Origin of the sequence: Hyunsoonleella rubra (assembly GCF_042684665.1) — a bacterium.
GTDB lineage: Bacteria > Bacteroidota > Bacteroidia > Flavobacteriales > Flavobacteriaceae > Jejuia > Jejuia rubra.
Genome location: NZ_JBHULY010000039.1, coordinates 226,528 through 244,970, shown reverse-complemented (window position 1 = coordinate 244,970; position 18,443 = coordinate 226,528). Strand labels below are relative to the sequence as shown.

General features: G+C 36.7%; 11 protein-coding genes. All 11 read right to left on the bottom strand.

The genetic code is table 11. The annotated features are described in order from the left end of the window. Window positions 1–19: 19 nt before the first annotated feature. The 11 genes from ACFSR8_RS15545 to ACFSR8_RS15495 all read right to left on the bottom strand — a co-directional run bounded on the left by ACFSR8_RS15545 (window position 20) and on the right by ACFSR8_RS15495 (window position 18,277). Window positions 20–970: a T9SS type A sorting domain-containing protein gene (locus tag ACFSR8_RS15545; RefSeq protein ID WP_380293696.1), complete on the bottom strand. Its 951-nt coding sequence runs from the start codon at window positions 968–970 to the stop codon at window positions 20–22. A gap of 196 nt (window positions 971–1,166) precedes the next feature. Further along, a complete protein-coding gene (locus ACFSR8_RS15540; protein WP_380293694.1) occupies window positions 1,167–2,678 on the bottom strand; it encodes a nucleoside hydrolase-like domain-containing protein in 1,512 nt (503 codons plus the stop codon). 69 nt (window positions 2,679–2,747) lie between these two features. Further along, complete coding sequence (locus ACFSR8_RS15535) at window positions 2,748–5,606, bottom strand: alpha-L-rhamnosidase (protein ID WP_380293692.1); 2,859 nt, start codon at window positions 5,604–5,606, stop codon at window positions 2,748–2,750. A 123-nt stretch (window positions 5,607–5,729) separates the two neighbouring features. Beyond that, complete coding sequence (locus ACFSR8_RS15530) at window positions 5,730–6,953, bottom strand: enolase C-terminal domain-like protein (protein ID WP_380293690.1); 1,224 nt, start codon at window positions 6,951–6,953, stop codon at window positions 5,730–5,732. A gap of 15 nt (window positions 6,954–6,968) precedes the next feature. Beyond that, window positions 6,969–8,426, bottom strand: coding sequence for a sulfatase family protein (locus tag ACFSR8_RS15525; RefSeq protein WP_380293688.1), 1,458 nt, complete (start codon window positions 8,424–8,426; stop codon window positions 6,969–6,971). 78 nt (window positions 8,427–8,504) lie between these two features. Next, window positions 8,505–9,557 (bottom strand): L-rhamnose/proton symporter RhaT, encoded by a 1,053-nt coding sequence (gene rhaT / locus ACFSR8_RS15520; RefSeq protein WP_380293686.1) that lies wholly within the window; start codon window positions 9,555–9,557, stop codon window positions 8,505–8,507. A 29-nt stretch (window positions 9,558–9,586) separates the two neighbouring features. Then, a complete protein-coding gene (locus ACFSR8_RS15515) occupies window positions 9,587–10,990 on the bottom strand; it encodes a sulfatase (RefSeq protein WP_380293684.1) in 1,404 nt (467 codons plus the stop codon). A gap of 12 nt (window positions 10,991–11,002) precedes the next feature. Continuing rightward, on the bottom strand, window positions 11,003–12,442 hold the full coding sequence (locus ACFSR8_RS15510) for an arylsulfatase (protein WP_380293682.1): 1,440 nt from the start codon (window positions 12,440–12,442) through the stop codon (window positions 11,003–11,005). A 110-nt stretch (window positions 12,443–12,552) separates the two neighbouring features. After that, window positions 12,553–13,965: a hypothetical protein gene (locus tag ACFSR8_RS15505; protein ID WP_380293680.1), complete on the bottom strand. Its 1,413-nt coding sequence runs from the start codon at window positions 13,963–13,965 to the stop codon at window positions 12,553–12,555. Between the two features lie 25 nt (window positions 13,966–13,990). Then, window positions 13,991–17,239 (bottom strand): glycosyl hydrolase, encoded by a 3,249-nt coding sequence (locus ACFSR8_RS15500; RefSeq protein ID WP_380293678.1) that lies wholly within the window; start codon window positions 17,237–17,239, stop codon window positions 13,991–13,993. Window positions 17,240–17,305: 66 nt separating this feature from the next. Further along, window positions 17,306–18,277 (bottom strand): PKD domain-containing protein, encoded by a 972-nt coding sequence (locus ACFSR8_RS15495; RefSeq protein ID WP_380293676.1) that lies wholly within the window; start codon window positions 18,275–18,277, stop codon window positions 17,306–17,308. Window positions 18,278–18,443: the final 166 nt, after the last annotated feature.

Here is an 18,443-nt window from a genome sequence, read left to right as displayed (position 1 = left end):
AACTTAAAATTGTGAAATGTTATATCTTAATAATCTTTTTTACAAAATAATTACTTTTATCAGTACTTGATATAAAATAAACACCACTTCCTAGGTCACTAATATCAATAATTTCTGAGGACTGCTTTGTATTTATTTTTCGGATTACGGCTCCAGAAATATTGGAAATAATCAAACTAGAATCAACAGGAAGATTGCTGATTTCTATTTTCCCAGTTGTTGGGTTTGGGTAGATTTTTGCTTCCCTTTTACTTACATCATTTATAGATAAAGGGTCATAACAAGTAGATTCCGGGTTATTTAAATTCCGTGACACAGCATCAGAAACATTGCTTCTTCTTAGCACCATTTTATCAATGAATAAATATGATGATCTTGCATCTACAGTAATGGTATATTCTTTAGCTTCTTCAAAAACAACCCAAACTTTATGAGAATCATGGTCGTTGGTGTTTGTTACAAACCCCCAAGTTAATCTGTTTCCAAAGGCTTTTATAAAGTTTTGAGTAGAACTACCTGCAGCACAAGTTAAAGCAGGATCGCTATTACATAAAGGTTTGGGGTAAACCTTATTTCCATTTTTGATGCCATAAAAATCTTCTCCATCTATTTTTAACCAAGCATCGTTATGTTCACCGGTCCTAGTTCCCATTCCTACTCTCATGCGCCATTCAAATTTATAGGTTCCCGGAGTGTTTATTTTTATATTATAAACGATAGGCGCACCAGAAAGAGCATTAAAAGACTGTGACCCCGTCCAATATAAATAATTAATAGTTGATCCAGTTAAATCAGGGTCTGCTTCACTTCCTATTTGCCAATCTGACCCAGAAGGTAAGATACCAGATTCCATTTCAATTGTCAAAAGCCCATTTTGCTCTTCAAAAGGAAGTAACCCGTCACATGTTGTTTGCGCAAACCCTCCAATTGTTAAACAAAAAAAGCAAATTAAGGTAATTCTATTTTTCATAATTTTTTTTTATCATCAAACTAACAAATTAGTAAAATATAATTTTGTTATACTTCAATTATAAAAACAACAAGAATTGTTTTTACAACAGCAAATATAGTTAAGATAATAGATTCCTTTATCCTGAACTGTCATGTAGTATCAACTAAAAGAAGCCCCCCACCCTTAAACTTATTAGTTTTAAAGTTGTTTTAAACTAATTAACCTTAATCACAACACGTCGATAATCAACTAAAGGAACAATTTTGTTCTCATCCCAAACTTCAAGTATAAGGTGTAACTCCTTCCCTTGCGCATCTTCTGGAATATCGAAGGCTATTTTATTTGTTGAAGCATTTTCAATTGGAAACACCTTGTTATATGGGGCTTTACCTGCTTCTGAATACATAAACCAGTTGAATCTCAATGTATCATTATCAGGGTCTGCAGACTTTGAGGCATCAAAACTCAAAGTTTCACCTATTTTACTTTCTAGAAATAAAATAGCGTCACTTTCATCACCATTAATAACCGCTTTTGGATAATGGTTTGCTTCTTCAAAAGACTTTACACACCAATCCATTCGTGCCTTAAAATCATTCCACATGGCTTGTCGCCACCTGAAGATACCTGTATTTTTATCGGCATATTGTTTGCCAGTTTCAGGGTCTGTCCAGTTGTCTTTAGCATCCGTGTACATGGCCCAGGGCTTAAATCGTGCTTCCTCTTTGGCAACAAAATCGAATCGGGCTGGAATATTTTCTACCTTTTCAAGGGTGTACCTTCCACTCCAACCTCCCCAAGTTTGCTTTGTTGGGTCTGTAAGTCCTTCGGACACAAAACGCATCCAAGGTATGGTTCCTCCACCTTCAATAAAATTGGGCAATGCTTCTGTGAAATAGGCATTTTCGTTAACATAAGCTCTCACTGGATACAATTCACCTAGTGGCCCATGTCCTGTCCGAACATGCGCATTCGCCCAATCGTCTTGTCCTTTGGCAGTATAATCAAAGGGTTTCCAATGGTGAGGCCCTAAGTCATGCGCCCAAGGTCCCCCATAGGCTTTAGTTTGGTAAATACTTCTAACCCAATGAATCTCTGGAAACTCCCTACATGTCCACGCCCCTAAGGTGCTTTGACCTGCGTTTTCAAATACATACAGTTTTTTAATAGCAGATTGGAGTTCCGTTTCAGTATGGCTTTCCCTATAGTCTAAAAGTGCTTGCGCAATGGTTCCTGCTCCTCCATTACAAATGATATGAATAGGCCTTTCATCGTCTTTATTAAGTGCTTCAATTATCAAATTGGAACCCTCTGTACTTTTTCCATCACCAATACCGATGCGCCTGTTGTCAGGTTGCCCAACCACTATAATATTTCTTAAACACTCTGGGTCATGCCATCCTTTGGCATGTAGCTTTAAATTGGGCAACACCATTTCATAGGCATCTATAAGCTCGAGAAATAATTCAGGCTTAAGCGTTTGATACTCGGGATTTGGATGATTTAAACCTCTAAACGGACTAGAAACCGCTATAAGACCTTCTAAATCGAAGGTGTTGGAACATATTAGCATATGTAACATTTGCTGAACCTCATCCGGTTCATTACCCATATCAGCTAGAATAATGACTCTAGACTTTTCTACGTTTTTAAATTCAATTTCAGGAGTGCATCCAAAAGAAGAAAAGATAAAAACAATTAATAATATGGGTTTAAATGATTTCATAAGCGATATATCAACTTCAACAGTCTATATAACTGACTTAAAACACACCAACATCACAAAGTTTTAGAGTTAAGATTTTGAATAAACTATTTCATAGTCTCCAGAACCTACAATTACACTTGAGTTATCCCCAATTTGTAAACCATATTCATTTTTCGCGTTTGAGAACGATTTTCCATTAATAACTAAAGTTTCTAATTCTTTATCATTTAAAATTAAAATTGCTTTTGTATTAAACGGCACAGTAAGATTCATTGCTAATGTTCCGTTTTCAAAATTCCAATCGCTTGTAATTGTACCATAAGGTGTTGGCACATTAACTTTTGTATTGGTAATTTTTGATGGAAATTCAGGATTTACAGTAAATGTCTTAAATCCTGGTGCATCAGTAGATGACTGAACACCACCTAAACTCTCATAAAAATAAGTAGCAAAACCTGTATGCATCGGGTGATTCAAGGAATTAGTTGGACCTTCCATTTCCTCCCATACAAACTGACGCTCTGGCCATGTAGTGAAGCCAGAATTCATTACATAAGTCTGACTCGGAAAATCTGGTGTGGTTAAAATATCATAAGCTAAATCTGCCTTTCCATATTTTGACAAAACTGTGTAAATGTATCTGTTACCATGAATACCTGTAGAATGATGACCTCCTTTTACATCAACAATATCGTGCACCAATCCGTTTACCACCGTTTCAATGTCGTTTTCTGGGACGATTCCAAATTGTAATGCTTGAACGGTAGCGGTCTGACTTTGATACCATTTATGATTGGTTCCTGGGATTTCAACTAAGAATTCTTTATTGAATGCAGTTTTCAATGCTTCTTTCTCTTGTTTCATAGTTGCTTCATATTCTGAATCATCATTCATTTTGGCAAAGCGCTCCATAATACCCAACACATCATAAAAATAGGCATTTGCCGAAATGATCGGGTCGCATTCCATGGCACTTGGATTTTTACGTCTATCCCAAAGCGGCGGACACCAATCGCCCATACCATCTTGCATAATACCGTTTTCACCTTTAAAGTTTAGATAGAAATCCGTTAAGCCTTTCATGTCATCATAATATTCTTTTACAATGTCATCATCACCATAAAACTTATAATTATACCAAGGCAAATACATGGTGGCTACTCCCCAATCTATTTTTGCGTAAGTTGAAGTACGCTTACCCGGAGCAATCATTGTAGGTACTGGAAATTTCAATTCAGGGTTATTATGACCTTTTGTTGGACGCATTTGCGTGCGGATATCTTCCATGTATTTTTTATAGAAATCGTACATATCATAATTGTACAAGGCGTACTCACAAAATGCATGTGCATCGCCCAACCAACCGCATTTTTCGCGGTGGGGACAATCCTCCGGGATACCGTGAATGTTATCAACAATAGTCCACTTACTAATACTGTGCATTTTGTTAAGTAAATCATCCGAAGAGGTAAAACTTCCTGTTTCTTGAATATCAGTAGCTACTAAAACCGCCTTAATCATGTTGCCATCTGGTTTGGTTGAAACGCCTTTCACTTTAGCAAACCTAAAACCATGATAACTAAATTTTGGTTCCCAAGACTCCAAACCATCCCCTTTACAGATATACTCGTATAATTGAGGCATACCATTTGCTCCACCACCAGTAGAACCCGGATAAATATCACTACCATCGGTTAATAAGGCTTCTGTAGTAATCACCTCAATCAGCTGTCCCTCTTTTTCTGTTACATTCAACGTTATCCAACCTGCAATGTTTTGTCCGAAATCTACAATCCACTCTCCATCCGCGCCTTTAAAAATCTTTTGGGGTTCAAACTCTTGAAGCTTTTTAATTGGAGGAATTTGTTGCGCACTAATCTTTTTAATTTTTGGTAAAACTTCCTTGGCATGTCCCCATTCTGAATCGTCGTAATCCACCGTGGTCCAATCGCCAATTTCAAACCGAGCATCGTAGGTATCACCTCCGTAAATATTATTAAACACAATAGGTCCGGTAGATTCTTTCCAAGAGGCATCAGTAACAAAATCAGATTCGGAACCATCCGTATATTTTAACTTCACCAAACAACGCACCGTTGGTGGCCCATAAGCCAAATCTTTATCCGATTCAGGGTCGCGTTTCCAAGAAATATTTTGACCGTAGAACCCATTTCCTAAATTAATTCCAAAGGCGTTTTTACCTGATTTTAAATCGTCTGTAATATCATAATTTACATAATAGGCTTGCTTATCGTAGTTTGATGGTGCGGGGTCTAAGACATGGTCGCCCAACTTCTCACCGTTTAAAAACAGTTCATAATACCCTAAACCACATATATAAACTTGAGCGTTTTCAATCTCTTTTTCAATTTCAAGTTCCTTTCTAAAATAACTTGCAGGAAAACCATCCACTGGTTCAGGTTTATTCATTTTTCCTGTTTTATAATCTCTAAAACGGTATTCTGAAATTCTCTTATCTTCGTTCAACGTAATCCATTTGGCATCGCCCCAATTCACTTCATTCATCAATCCCATTTCAAAAGTTTGCACATCGGACCAAGAAGAAGCTACGCTATCTTCGTCCCAAATTTTCACTTTCCAGAAATATCTTTGTAATGCCTCTAGGGTTTTACCCTGGTACTTTATAAAGGCTGAATTATCGCTTTTTATCTCACCCGAATTCCAAATATCAGCATCATTTTCGTTTAATTTTCCTTCCGAAGATGCTACTAAAATATGATATGCCGACTGCGACTTGTTAAAACCATTACTATTTACAATCCAAGAGAAAGTAGGCCGAAGGCTTTCTATCGTTTTAGGATTTTGCTTTGAATTGACTGATAATGTTTCAAAGGACAAAGAAGATTTAGACGTTGAAACTTGTTGACAAGATACTCCTCCAAATACCAATAATAGTACTAAAAAAATGGATTGACTTTTTTTCATTTTAACGAAATTGCTTTTTAAAGTAAATACTGGTGAATGTAGTGAAGTGTTCTTTAACAAATATCCTGTACCTTCACGGAAATCACATACTTAATTTAAGAAAGATGATGAGAATTAAATAATTTAGACCTCAATATACCGTTTACAAATGCGCTTTAGTCGCTTTTCATCAAGCTCTAAACCAAAACCTGGTCTTGAGTCCATTTTATAATAACCATCACTTCGTTTAGTGGTGGCAGATTTTAATATACATTCCAAATATTCTTTAGAATCCTCTTCTTTCTCAATAGCTTCAACCCAAGTAGCCCCTGAACCAATAGCAATTTGTTGCCATGCGGTACATGCAGGCCCCACCAAACTATCATCACCAATCATAACTTTTGCACCAATATCATGTACTTTTTTTGCCAACATAGCTGTATGACTAAAACTTGCCATTGTAGAAGGATGCAAGTTGATAATTCGCCCCATCCCCTTTTGTAATTTATCTACACCCAACCAAGCTGGACGCATGGGTGCATCTGGAATTAAATCTAAATCTCCAGTCATTTTTTGGAGTGCAATCCATTGGTCAGTGCTTAAAGGCGCTGGATCTTCAATGGCATTAAGCCCATTCTCTTTAAAAGTATTTAAAATTTCAGCCAATTCTTCTAGCGATTTCCATTTTTTATATCCTTTATTGACATCAGAAATCACAGTAGCATCTTTTCCTAAAACCTCGCGAATAATTCGAAGTAACTTTAAATCCACCTCAACATCACCATACATTTTAAATTTCATGTGGTGCCCAAGGTTTTGCTTCAAACTTTTTTCAGCTTCCTCACGTACTTTACCTTCATCTTTATGTAAAATACAATATAAACCAGGAACGGCTTCTTTTTGATGCAACCCTAATAATTCAACCGAAGGTTTATTTTGCAAACGACCTGCCAAATCAAGCAAACCCATATCCATCAATTCTAAATATTTAAAAGATGTTTTAGAACCTTTTACTTGTTGAGATTGTAACAATTTTTGCGCTTCTAAAACTTGTAAACCTTTGAACTGTTTTACATAGTTAACCCATGGGCTCAAATCGACTTCAGGATTATTTCTAGAAGCAGGAATTTCAGACCAGCCATAATAATCGCCTGCACTAATTTTCATAAATATGTGTTGACGATTTAACCAAGTACCAAAAGAAAAATAACGTGGTATATTGATGTTGTATTGGTAAAATTCAATTTTTGTGATTTTCTCAGCCAATACTTCTTTATCACTAATACAGGATGATAATAAAGGATAGGATAAACTGAATAGTCCAACACTAGAGATACCTTTTATAAAATTTCGACGGTTTGTTTTCATTTGTAATGCTTCAATTTACCAAGGGTCGTTCATAGAGGTTAGTAATTCAGCTAATTCAGACTCCATTTTATGATCCAGCTCAGGGTTTTCACCCCAAATATTGGTCATTTGATACGGGTCTACAGCATCATGATAAAGATAATGATACTTATCCCCATTTTCATGTCTTACCACAGCGTAAGTATAGTCTTTAGTTCGAAAACCTCTGGCATCGCCTTTTGATACAAAACTTTTACCACCAAAATACAACTGCTTTTCTGGACGGATGACTTCCTTATCAAAAAATAGATTGGAATAATCAACACCTTCAACAACCTTAGGAATTTCAGTCTTTAAATCCATTAATCCCAGAAGCGTTGGCATATAATCTGGTACGCTGATTAGTAAATCCTCTTTTTTCGGCTTAACTTTCTTTGGATAATGAACTATAAAAGGAATACTATACGCCTCTTTAAACCAAACATTTTTATGCATCAACCCTTGGCTTCCTAACATTTCACCATGATCTGCTGAAAACACAATAATAGTATTTTCATATAAGCCTTTCTCCTTTAATTTTTCGATAACACGACCTATTTGGTCATCCACGCCATTAACAGAAGCAAAATAATCTTTGGCTTCATTTAAACGTTTTTCTACGCCATGGTCTCCTCTTTTCAAATCATAATTATCAGTAAACTGAACATTTGGACGATTCAACACTTCTTTATAATCTAAGCCTTCATAACGTTTTTGGTAACGTTCTGGCACTTGTTTAAACGGTGTATGTGGTGGATTAATAGACCAAAACAAGGCAAATGGCTCTTTACTTTTTCGCTGATTCTCAGTGTTATCTAAATAATCCATAATAACATCAGCCTCGTGTTCTGCAGACCATTTTTTGATGTATGTTTTTTCATCTTCTTTAGCATTTGTAGTCCAATAATAAGGAGCATTATGCCTGTTATGAGTACCGTAAGCATACCAAAACGAGAACCCATGCCTTCTATCTGGTGGGCACCAAGTATCCCAAACACGTTTTACATCTGGTGGTGTTGGCTCTGGACCATCTAAATGCCATTTACCAATATAACCAGCATTGTAACCATTGTCAACTAAAACATCTGAAATACAAACCTCATCTTTTTTTAAATAGTTCCCAAACTCTGTTCGTTGAGAGTTGCAATTTTCCACCACACCTGTGGATAGTGAATACCGCCCTGTCATCAACATGGCTCTATACGGACTACATAATGGGTTGTTTGACACGGCTTCACTAAAAAAAACGCCTTCTTTTGCAAGCTTATCTAAGTTTGGAGTGTACACAGGGTCTTCATTTAAAAAACCCAATGAGGCCTGTCTGTATTGGTCTGCAAAAATGAAGAGTAGGTTGGGTTTTTGGACTACAACCTTTTCCTCACTTGTTTTGCTTCTACATGAGAATAAACACACTACTGCGAAAAATAATATGCACTGCTTTTTTATTTGTTCCATGATAAATTAAAACTACCTTTTAATTATTTAAAATAAGTTATAAGTCAATAAGTTATCCCTATGTATCTAAATTTAAGGTTATAACGAATTGCCTATTCCAACCAATACTACGGATAATAGAATTACTGTGATACCAGCAGTAATTGTCCATTTAGTTTTACTGGCCACCCCATGCCATTCTTTACGATAGATACCCCAAAAATTAGCGGTTAAAATAATGGTGGACATGTGTAATATCCAAGAACTTGCACCACTACCCAGTTTGCTCTCACCCATACCGTAAAAGAAAAATTGTAAAAACCAAATTGTGCCGGCCAAAGCAGAAAACATTAAATTATTTTTTATTGGGGTATTGGTATTCACAAAATCCCTATATGATTTGTTTTTAAGACTTAGTATAGTTGTCCAAACCAAATTAGTAACAAGTCCACCCCAAAGTATGACCACAAAAGTTACATTATTAGCGTATAAATGGTCATATCCCGCAACCACAGCGGCATCAGCCAACGGTTTTCCTGCTTCAATACCAAAACTAAAAAAAGCGCTTAAAATTCCTGATAACGTGGCTACAATAAGCCCTTTTACTAAATTGAACTCGCTCACAGTTTTCTTCTTTTCTTCCTCTGACAGCTCACCCTCTTTCATCATACCTGCTTTACCAGAAATAACTATACCGAGCAAGCAAACCAAAACGCCTACAAAAACTATTCTTCCTCCCGAGGAAGAAAGCATTTCCGTAAACGATGTTTTGCCATCCGTGGGAACGAAATTATAATAAACAGAAGGCACTAATGCTCCAAAAGCCGCACAAAACCCAAGTACAACAGAGTTACCCAGAGACATGCCTAAATAACGAATGCCTAAACCATAAGATAAACCACCAACGCCCCAAAGTAGCCCCATTAAAAATGTAAACCCTATAATGGTTCCTGAACTGGATGCTATGATTTCAGCAAACCCGGGCACGGTTAAATACGCTGCAATCGGAGGTACAATCAACCAAGACATAACCCCACCTACCATCCAGTAGGATTCCCAGGCCCATCCCTTTACTTTATTGTAAGGCATATAAAAACTGCCCGCGGCCACGCCACCTAACGAATGAAATATTACACCTAAAATTGCTTGCATAATTCTAATCGATTTATCATGATTAATCTTTAATTTTTAGAAATAAATTCTGGATTTAGCTCCTTTGGAATCGGTGCATTGGTTTCCAACCACCAGTTTTTTAGCTCACCCAACAATTCTTCCTTTTTGTCAGTTTCTATTGAAGCCAAATTATTTTGTTCTCCAATATCTTCAGAAAGGTTATACAACTCTACCCCATCATCCTCAAAATAGTAATGCAATTTCCAATCGCCTTTGCGAATCACAGAACCTGGCCGTGTTCTAAATAAAGGGTCTCTATTTTCATTGTCTTTTCTGTAATAGGCCTGTAAATAAATAGGGAAATGCCAAAACAATCGTCGCTCTAGTGTTTCTGTTTTTCCTTCTAAAATCGAAGATAGATTGGCTCCATCCAATTCAAGTTGGGAATTTTCTAAATCAGCATAATTCAATATTGTTGGAAATATATCGATATTGGTTATCGGCACATCGCTTTTTGTATTAGGTTTAATTTTGTGGTTATAAACGAAGAAAAAAGGCTCTCTAATTCCGCCTTCGTAATAACTCCCCTTTCCTGCTCGTAAAGGTTTTTGTTTTGTTATTCCATAGAGTCCGCCATTATCAGATGTAAACACTAGAAATGTATTATCGAAAAGATTTTTCTCTTTTAACTTCTGAATTAATAAACCAATGTTTCTATCTAAATTATCAACCATTGAGGCATACTTAGGGTTTCCTTGACCATTCCAAGACGCCTTATTTTTGTATTTAGGCAATAAGCTATCTACAGGCATTATTGGCGTATGTACAGCATAAGGCGAATAATACAGAAAAAATGGGGATGAAATTGTATCTACAAATTTCAACGTGTTTTCCATTATCAAATCGGTTAAATATTCGCTCTTACCCTTTTCAATTTTAACATTTTTATAGGGTGGATAATAACTTTTGGGAAGTCCGTTATGTCCCCCTCCAATATTCACATCAAACCCATATTCTAAAGGGTCGTGACTCAAGTGCCATTTCCCTGCATGACATGTTTTATAACCGTTCTTTTTTAAAACTTTCGGGATGATTTCATGGGTTGGCGCAAGTATGGTTGTATTTGGTGTCGGAATTAGTTTTCGGTCTTTCGATTGCCCTCTTTCAGAAGAATTAACCGTATAAATACCATGACGTGGTGTCCATAACCCTGTCATTAAACAGGCTCTGCTTGGAGCACAATTCGCCGATGCGGCATAGCCGTTTGTAAATACCATGCCTTGACTAGCCAAATAATCTATATTGGGTGTTTCGTAATACTCACTGCCCATAAAACCAACATCTCTCCACCCCATATCGTCCACATTTATGATAACGATATTGGGTTTGGTATTTTGTTTTCGATTGGATTGGCTATTACAAGAGCTAATTGAGGTAATCAAAAGAGTCAATATTATTATATGTATTCTCATATTTAGGAGATGTCAATGATTATATTTTTTAAGCGTCTTTTTTATCAAAGGAAACTCCGGATGTTCTGTTCTAGAATTGTTGATAAAATATAGTAGCTCCTTTGCCTTTTCTGGATGCTGTTCTGCAATATTATTTTGCTCGCCTGTATCATTACTTAAATTATATAATTCAACAGGTTTTTTATCGAACTTAACAGCTTTCCAATTGTTTTGTCTCACCGCTTGAATTGGCCCTTGTCTTTCATTAAACTCCCAATACAAATAGTTGTGTTTTTGTTGCTGATTTTCATTTCCTAAAAGTGTTGGAGCATAAGAAATACCATCAATTTCATCAGTTGGTGTTATACCAGCCAAATCACATGCTGTTGGCAAAAAGTCCCAAAAAGCGGAAAGATGATTTGTGGTTGAACCAGCTTTAATTTTATTGGGCCAATAGGCTACAAATGGGGTGTGAATGCCACCTTCGTACAAATCCCGTTTATGTCCTTTAAAATCGCCATTACTGTTGAAAAACTCATTTTTTAAATCGTCGTATTCGTGCCCATTATCACTTGCAAATATAACCAAGGTGTTTTCGGTAACACCAAGATCTTCCAGTTGCTTCATAAGTTTACCAATATCTTTATCCATAGTCGAAACCATAGCTGCATAGGTAGTATGCCCTTCTGCATCGTGATAGTAGCCCCCTGGTGTCATCTTGCGTTTAGGCCATCCCAAGCTTTTGTATTGCTCTTTTTCTTTTTCATGAATAGTTAACTCAAAATGAGGAATGGTATAAGCTAAATACAAGAAGAAAGGTTCCTTATAGTTTTTGTCAATAAATTGAGTTGCTTTTTCATTTATTAAATAGTGAATATACTGCCCTTGTTTAGTTTGAGGGTCGTTTCCTTCTAAGGTTAGCTCATTCCCGTTTTCAAATATGGTTTTAGGATAATAATGATGTGCTGGTGAATGCTGATTGAATCCGTAGAAATAATCAAATCCTTGTTTGTTGGGTAAACCATCTGCTAAGTTTTCTGCTAAGCCCCATTTACCAATAATACCCGTGGTATACCCTGCTCGTTTAAGCTCTTCTGCCACAGTAATATCTTCTGCATTAATATCTACCGGAGTTCCACTGGCCGTCCATCTAGGGTTACCTCTTACTGTACTGTGTCCTGTATGCTTACCTGTCATCAATACCGCTCGTGATGGTCCACATACGGTAGAACCAGTATAATGATTAGTAAAAACCATCCCGTTTTTAGCTAGCTTATCAATATTTGGCATTTTTATTTTTTGCTGACCATTGAAGCCCACGTCGCCATAGCCCAAATCGTCTGCTAGAATGAAAATGATGTTGGGTTTATTCGGGTCCTCAGTCTTGTTATTTGTTTTTTCTCTTTTACAATTAACCCCGAAACACAAAATAAATAAAAGCAATAGCAGGTAAGTTGTTTTAAATTTTGTCATTTTTTAAGTCTTGTCTTTATAAAACACTCACTTTTTTGAACAACTGAAATTAACCTTTCTCTCCATTATCGTTATCCTGTATTATCCTGCCCTAGATACGCACAATTGAACTAACAAATACGCTCGACTCTAAGCTTCAACAGACCCCCCAATTTCTCAATTTTATTAGCAATATGCCCTACTCCAATAGCACAATGATGCGACGGGCCTTGTTTAGACCACTCGTTCATAAATGCTCTGGCACCGATAGAAAAACGATAACGGCTATTGGTATTACCAATATGAAGCACAGGCCCTTCAACAGATTCACCTTCAGCAACCAACAGAAATACGTCATCTTTTCCTTCTACGACCGACAATAAAGTCACAGGACCATGTTGTACCGTCATTTGGATGGATAAACCTTTTCCTGGTTTGCCGTGATATACGGGTAAAGGCACGAGTTGTACTCTGCCTTCGGCTATAGCGAAATGCGCAGGACCGTCATGCCCTAACATTACGATATCATCATTAAAATCCATAGCATAGAACTCAGAGAACGAACCACCAACCCCAAACGCATCCATAATTTTCATGGCTTGGGCATTTTTAACTTCGTACTCACCAGCTACAGGCACATTTTTCCCCGTTAGCAAGGTGTTTCCAGCAATTACTGACGTAACTATATTTTCATATTCGTTGGCTGGTTCGCCTTCATAATAATACGCCATGGAGCCCAGATTATGGTTTTCAACAAGCTTGTCTAGCGCTAAAGAGGTCTTTGCCGCGCGTACCAACTCAGACTGCTCACAGGCATCGATCACTTCGAAAGTACTTCGGAATTCAGCTATTTTTTCTTCTATCTCTGTCTCGGTTACGGCATCTCGATATTTTTTAACCTCGCACATTTCTAAAATTTCAATGTGAGTCCCAAAAGCTGCCGATTGCTTGGTTAAATCGGCATAGACATCTAGCATACCGCAATAGTAATTCCCCAGAACCCCTAGGCGATTACTGCTCATAATTTTAGCGACGTTGGCGGCGTCAATCCAATCTTGGATGTCATCCCATACGGCTGGTTCGCCTAAATAACCGGTTACAAATTCATAATCTATACCCGAACGGTTAAAGACATTAGCCAATTCCGGTACGGAACAGGCTTGACAATGGGCCAACCACTCGCCGGTCATAGTACCCCGGTCTCCCAGTTTATTAAAACTTTCATAATCTATCGCGGCAACAGGCTGAATGTTTAAAATAATGGTTGGACATTTTAATTTTTGCACTACAGGCAAGACCGTAGAGGATAATGCATAGGTAGATACATATAAAAAAAGTACATCGACGTCTTCCGTCTTTAACACTTTTGCCTTTTCCCTGGCTACCTCTGGAGAATCCACCAAACCTACATTAACTACTTCGGCACCAAAGCCTTCCATTTTATCCGCTATTTGTTGTTGATAGCCTTCCAATCGTTCTAATAAACCCTCAAACTGAGGCCAATACGTATCTAATCCGATACCAAATAATCCTACTTTTATCATTTTTATATGTATTTCTATTCCTAAATTATTTTGAATAATTAGCTATTTCAATCTCAACAGGTCCCAGTAAACCTGAAGGTTGCAATGGAGATTGTGGTGTGATTTTATCAACAACAATCCACGTATATTTTTCGTTTTCTGGACGTGATTTATCTCTAATTAACTGATTTCTCCAAAGGTTGACCACTTCTATTTCGAGTTCGTTTTCACCCTTTTTAATAGCTTCTGAAATATTTAATCGGTAAGGAGCCACCCAAACGCCACCAACATATTTCCCATTCAATTTTACTTTTGCCATTACTGATACTTTTCCCAAATTGATGTATATTTCTTTATTCTCAGGAAGTTCATCAATTGTAAAGGTTTTGGTATATGTTGCTGTACCAGAATAGAACTTTATTTGTTCATTATCTGAAGTAGACCAGTCTATTAATTCGTTTAACAAAATTGGGGCTTTTGTTCCAATCTCTTTATTTTGAAAGTCGACATTAAAATCTTTATCTAAGATTAATAAAGGTTTGTATTCTGGAAAATTAGATGTTTTCTCGATTTTAGCTTCTTTATTAAAAACAACAAACCAGCTTTGAGCTCCTTCAAATTGCAATGGCACTTTAATTCCAGTTGGAGTTATTTCATACTCGGGTAAATTTCTTATTTCGCCACTAACTGCATCCCATAATTGTGGTTTTAAATTTTTATCTGTTCTAAATGTTGGAGATATTTCCAGTTTCTCATCACTTTGATTGGATATAAAATAAATATCCATTTCTGGTGATTTTCGATGTGTCCATAATACTGAAGCTCCTTCTGGCACTTCTACATCTCTCGCTAAATTTAGATCCGCTAATACGTTTGACAATTCGTATCCATCCCAAATTTTTCCTTCTCCATAGGTTGTTTTCATTTTACCATCAACAGAAGAGGCATTCCACATTTTGTTTGCAAGATTGGTTACTACCGTATCACAACTTGGGTAATCCTCTAAACTTGGCGATTTTTCTGGTTTTGGGCCTAAAATTGTTCCGCCTTGCGCTACTAATTGCTCTATTTTTGCTAACAATTCCGGGCGCATGGTTTTAAAAGGTGGTAATACCATGACCTTATAAGACATACCATCTGGCAACACAAATCGCCCATCTTTTACTGAGAGTCTGTTTAGAATCACCTCAGCATTTATATAATCATAAGAATAGCCTTTTGGAATTTCTGGCACTCTTCCTCCTGTCATTATTGGCGCATCTTCACCAATAAAATAGCAAACGTCGGCTACGTATTTTCCTTGTTGCAACAAATGTTGACAACGACGCAAGTAATCAAAATAAGTATCTGCCTGACTAAACCAAGTGTTATGGCGATTGAATTCTGTACCAAACCACGCATTCATCCCTGGCTTTCTATTATCATCAGGTTGCTGGATGTATAGATGTAATACGAAATGATTGATTCCCTCTGTTAATGCCCAATCGCCACGCTTTTTTAACATGGCTGGATGCCTTAAATAGGCTTTTCTTGCTGATGTAAATGCTTCTGCAGAGGTTATGGGTTTTCCATAAGTATGTGCTGTTGAAGATGATGCTTTACATTCTATATTACCTAATGTGCCCTCGTTCCAAAACTCTCCAGAAATTAAATCTGACTGACCTCCATACATCATAAACTCACTTGGAAATCCCCAATGCCCATAGTTTTCTAACCAGATTTTCAAGTTGCGTTTGTTGCTTGCTTTTTTAAGTGCTCCAACATATTCGTAAGCTACGTCGTCTGCTATACCTCGTCTTAAATCCCATAAAAAACGTTCAGATTCTTCAACACTACCAACAATACGACCTGATAAAACTGGTAAATATTTTACTGGATTGTATCCATACTTTTCTTGAAACTTTGATTCATAATTGTCTGTCCAGTTTTGGGACCCCATTTCGTAGCTATCGGCTACTACATATTTAAAGGCAGATTTACTTTCTTCTGGAACTCGCTTTAATAATTCGCCTACAAAATTATCGAAATGATATTGCACCAATTCTGCATTCATTTTGTCAATTTCATAACCTACACCTTGTGGTGCAGCTGGTGCATTTTTTGTCCCAGTTGGCGACATGCCCATTCGCATGATTGTCCAATTGCCTTGTGGCGCTTGCCAATTTAAGTTTCCGTTTTTATCTACTTTATCGCTTATATCAACAACTTCATTTGGTTTTAATCTAACGTCATCTTCACTTAATTCCTCTTGTCTACCAAAAACATATGTATCCCAATCAGGCTTTGGTGTAGGATGCATTTTGCCCAGTTGCTTTTCGATATATTTGTCTAAAATGGGTGCTTCTGAAATGGTAATTTCAGCAAAACCATATTCCTTTGCTTGAGATGCAAAATCCGTACAGGTCAGTTTAAACTGATTTGATTTTACTTTTGAAAATGCAGTGGCATAAGTTCCTTTTTTAATAGGGCCTACATTGGGTGTTATCTTAGAGCGATCAAAGTTAAATGTCTTAATCACAACTTCTTTGCCTCCTACAACAGCAGATAATACAACTTTACATTTAAAGGCTGTACTTGGTATTAGTGAAATTGATTGTGCTTCTATAGGTTCTGCCAAATCAAAAGTAATCTCTAAAGGCTGTTTATTTTTAAGCTGAAAATTGGTATCTGAATTTGGGTCGCCATCGTTTAATAATTTCACTTCAACATCACTCCAATTTGAAGTAATCTTAGTAGGCATGAACTGTGTATTTCTTTGCTCATTTTCAAAAGATTTAAAGGCTAAAGTATGAGTATCTTGAAATTCGTCTTCAGGTTGCTTAAGTTTTACATTTAATAGTTTTCCACCTTCAACTTTTGTTTCGCTAAACGTTAAATAGCGCATGGCTTTTTTGGAATCTACCCAAGGCCCTCCACTTTGACTCCAACCGGGACAATTAAAAACACCAATATCCACACCGATGCGTTTTCCTTCAACAACAGCGTGAACCATGTGGCTCCACCATGCTTCACTAAGCATAGGTACTTTACCATCCTCTTTTGCAGGATTGATATTACCAATTAGCGCCCCTCCAATTCCCGCTTTTTTCATGGCTTCTAAATCTTTGGTAATTCCATCTTTAGAGATATCGTCATTAATCCAATACCAATAACACCAGAGACTGTTATCTTCTGTTGGCTTTATAAAACTAGATTGAATTGCTTCAAAGTCTTTAGAATTATTACATCCCAAAAAAAGAGAAATCATACAAACAAAAACTATCATTGAAGAATTTTGGAAGTACTTATTTTTCATTTTTTTTAGATTTTCATTTCTTAAATTGATGGTTTTCATTTTTCAGTATATCAAAACTAATTCAACCTATTTTGTAACCACATCCCAAACTTTAGAACGTACAGATTTACCATCTTTATTTTCAATCGTGAGTACAACCGTCCAGTGCCCTGAAGTACTGTATCGATGCACAGGATTTTGTTCCTTAGAAGTTGTTCCATCTCCAAAATCCCATGTCCACTTTTCTGTGTTGCCTAACGATTCATCCTTAAATGCGAAAACACGCCTATCCCTATCCACCTCAACAAAAGACCAATTGGCTTGCAATTCTGGTTTTAACTCGGCTATTAAAGGCATTAATCTAAAATAATTCATAAAATCACCATCATGAATCATATCTGTATCATGTGAAAGACTAATAAAATCCTTTCTTACTTTGTTATCGTTATCATAATCAATCACGCTCCAGGACATCGCAATTATTTCATTTTCCTTTAAATCTGAAACGGCAGAACGGTTTATACCCGCAATCGATGCGTGGTCGAATGGTGTTATCCAAAACTCCATTTTAAGTGTACCAGATTCACCTTGTTTTAAATCATGTTTATAGGATGCATTGGCATAAGGAAAATCTTTAATCCAAGGGGTATTTCCCCAGACCATAGCCCAGTCTTTATTTATGGCAGGCATAAAAACATGGTAGTTTTGAGCATGAGAACCATGCCCTCTAAAATGTAATTCTTCAATAGGAATCCTCATTTTATTTGCGTTCCATTTTTTTATGAAATTACCACCGGAAACATCGGCATCTACTACCAGTTCAAAAATATCTTGCTTGATATTTAGTTGTTCAAATTCCCAGAAATCATCAAAAACTTCTACATAAAAATATAAGCGGTTTAAGTCCTTTACCCACCCTACTTTAACGGTAATATTCAAATCGGTAGCATCAAGGTTAAAGCCAATACCATTGATAGCTTCTTTCATTTGGTTTAAACCAATGGCATAGGTGTCTGGAACCAAATTCCAATCGCTAAAGTCGCCATCTATTCGTGGCATTTTGTTTTGTGGAAATTGAAAAACAGGATAAATAGTGTCTCTGCTTTGTATGGCATAAGATTTAAATGCCTCACAGCAACAAATTATAGTTAATACAAAACAAAATAGTAAACGCATATGTATTAATTTCTGTTAATTATCACTTTTAGTCTAGCCAAAACTCTTC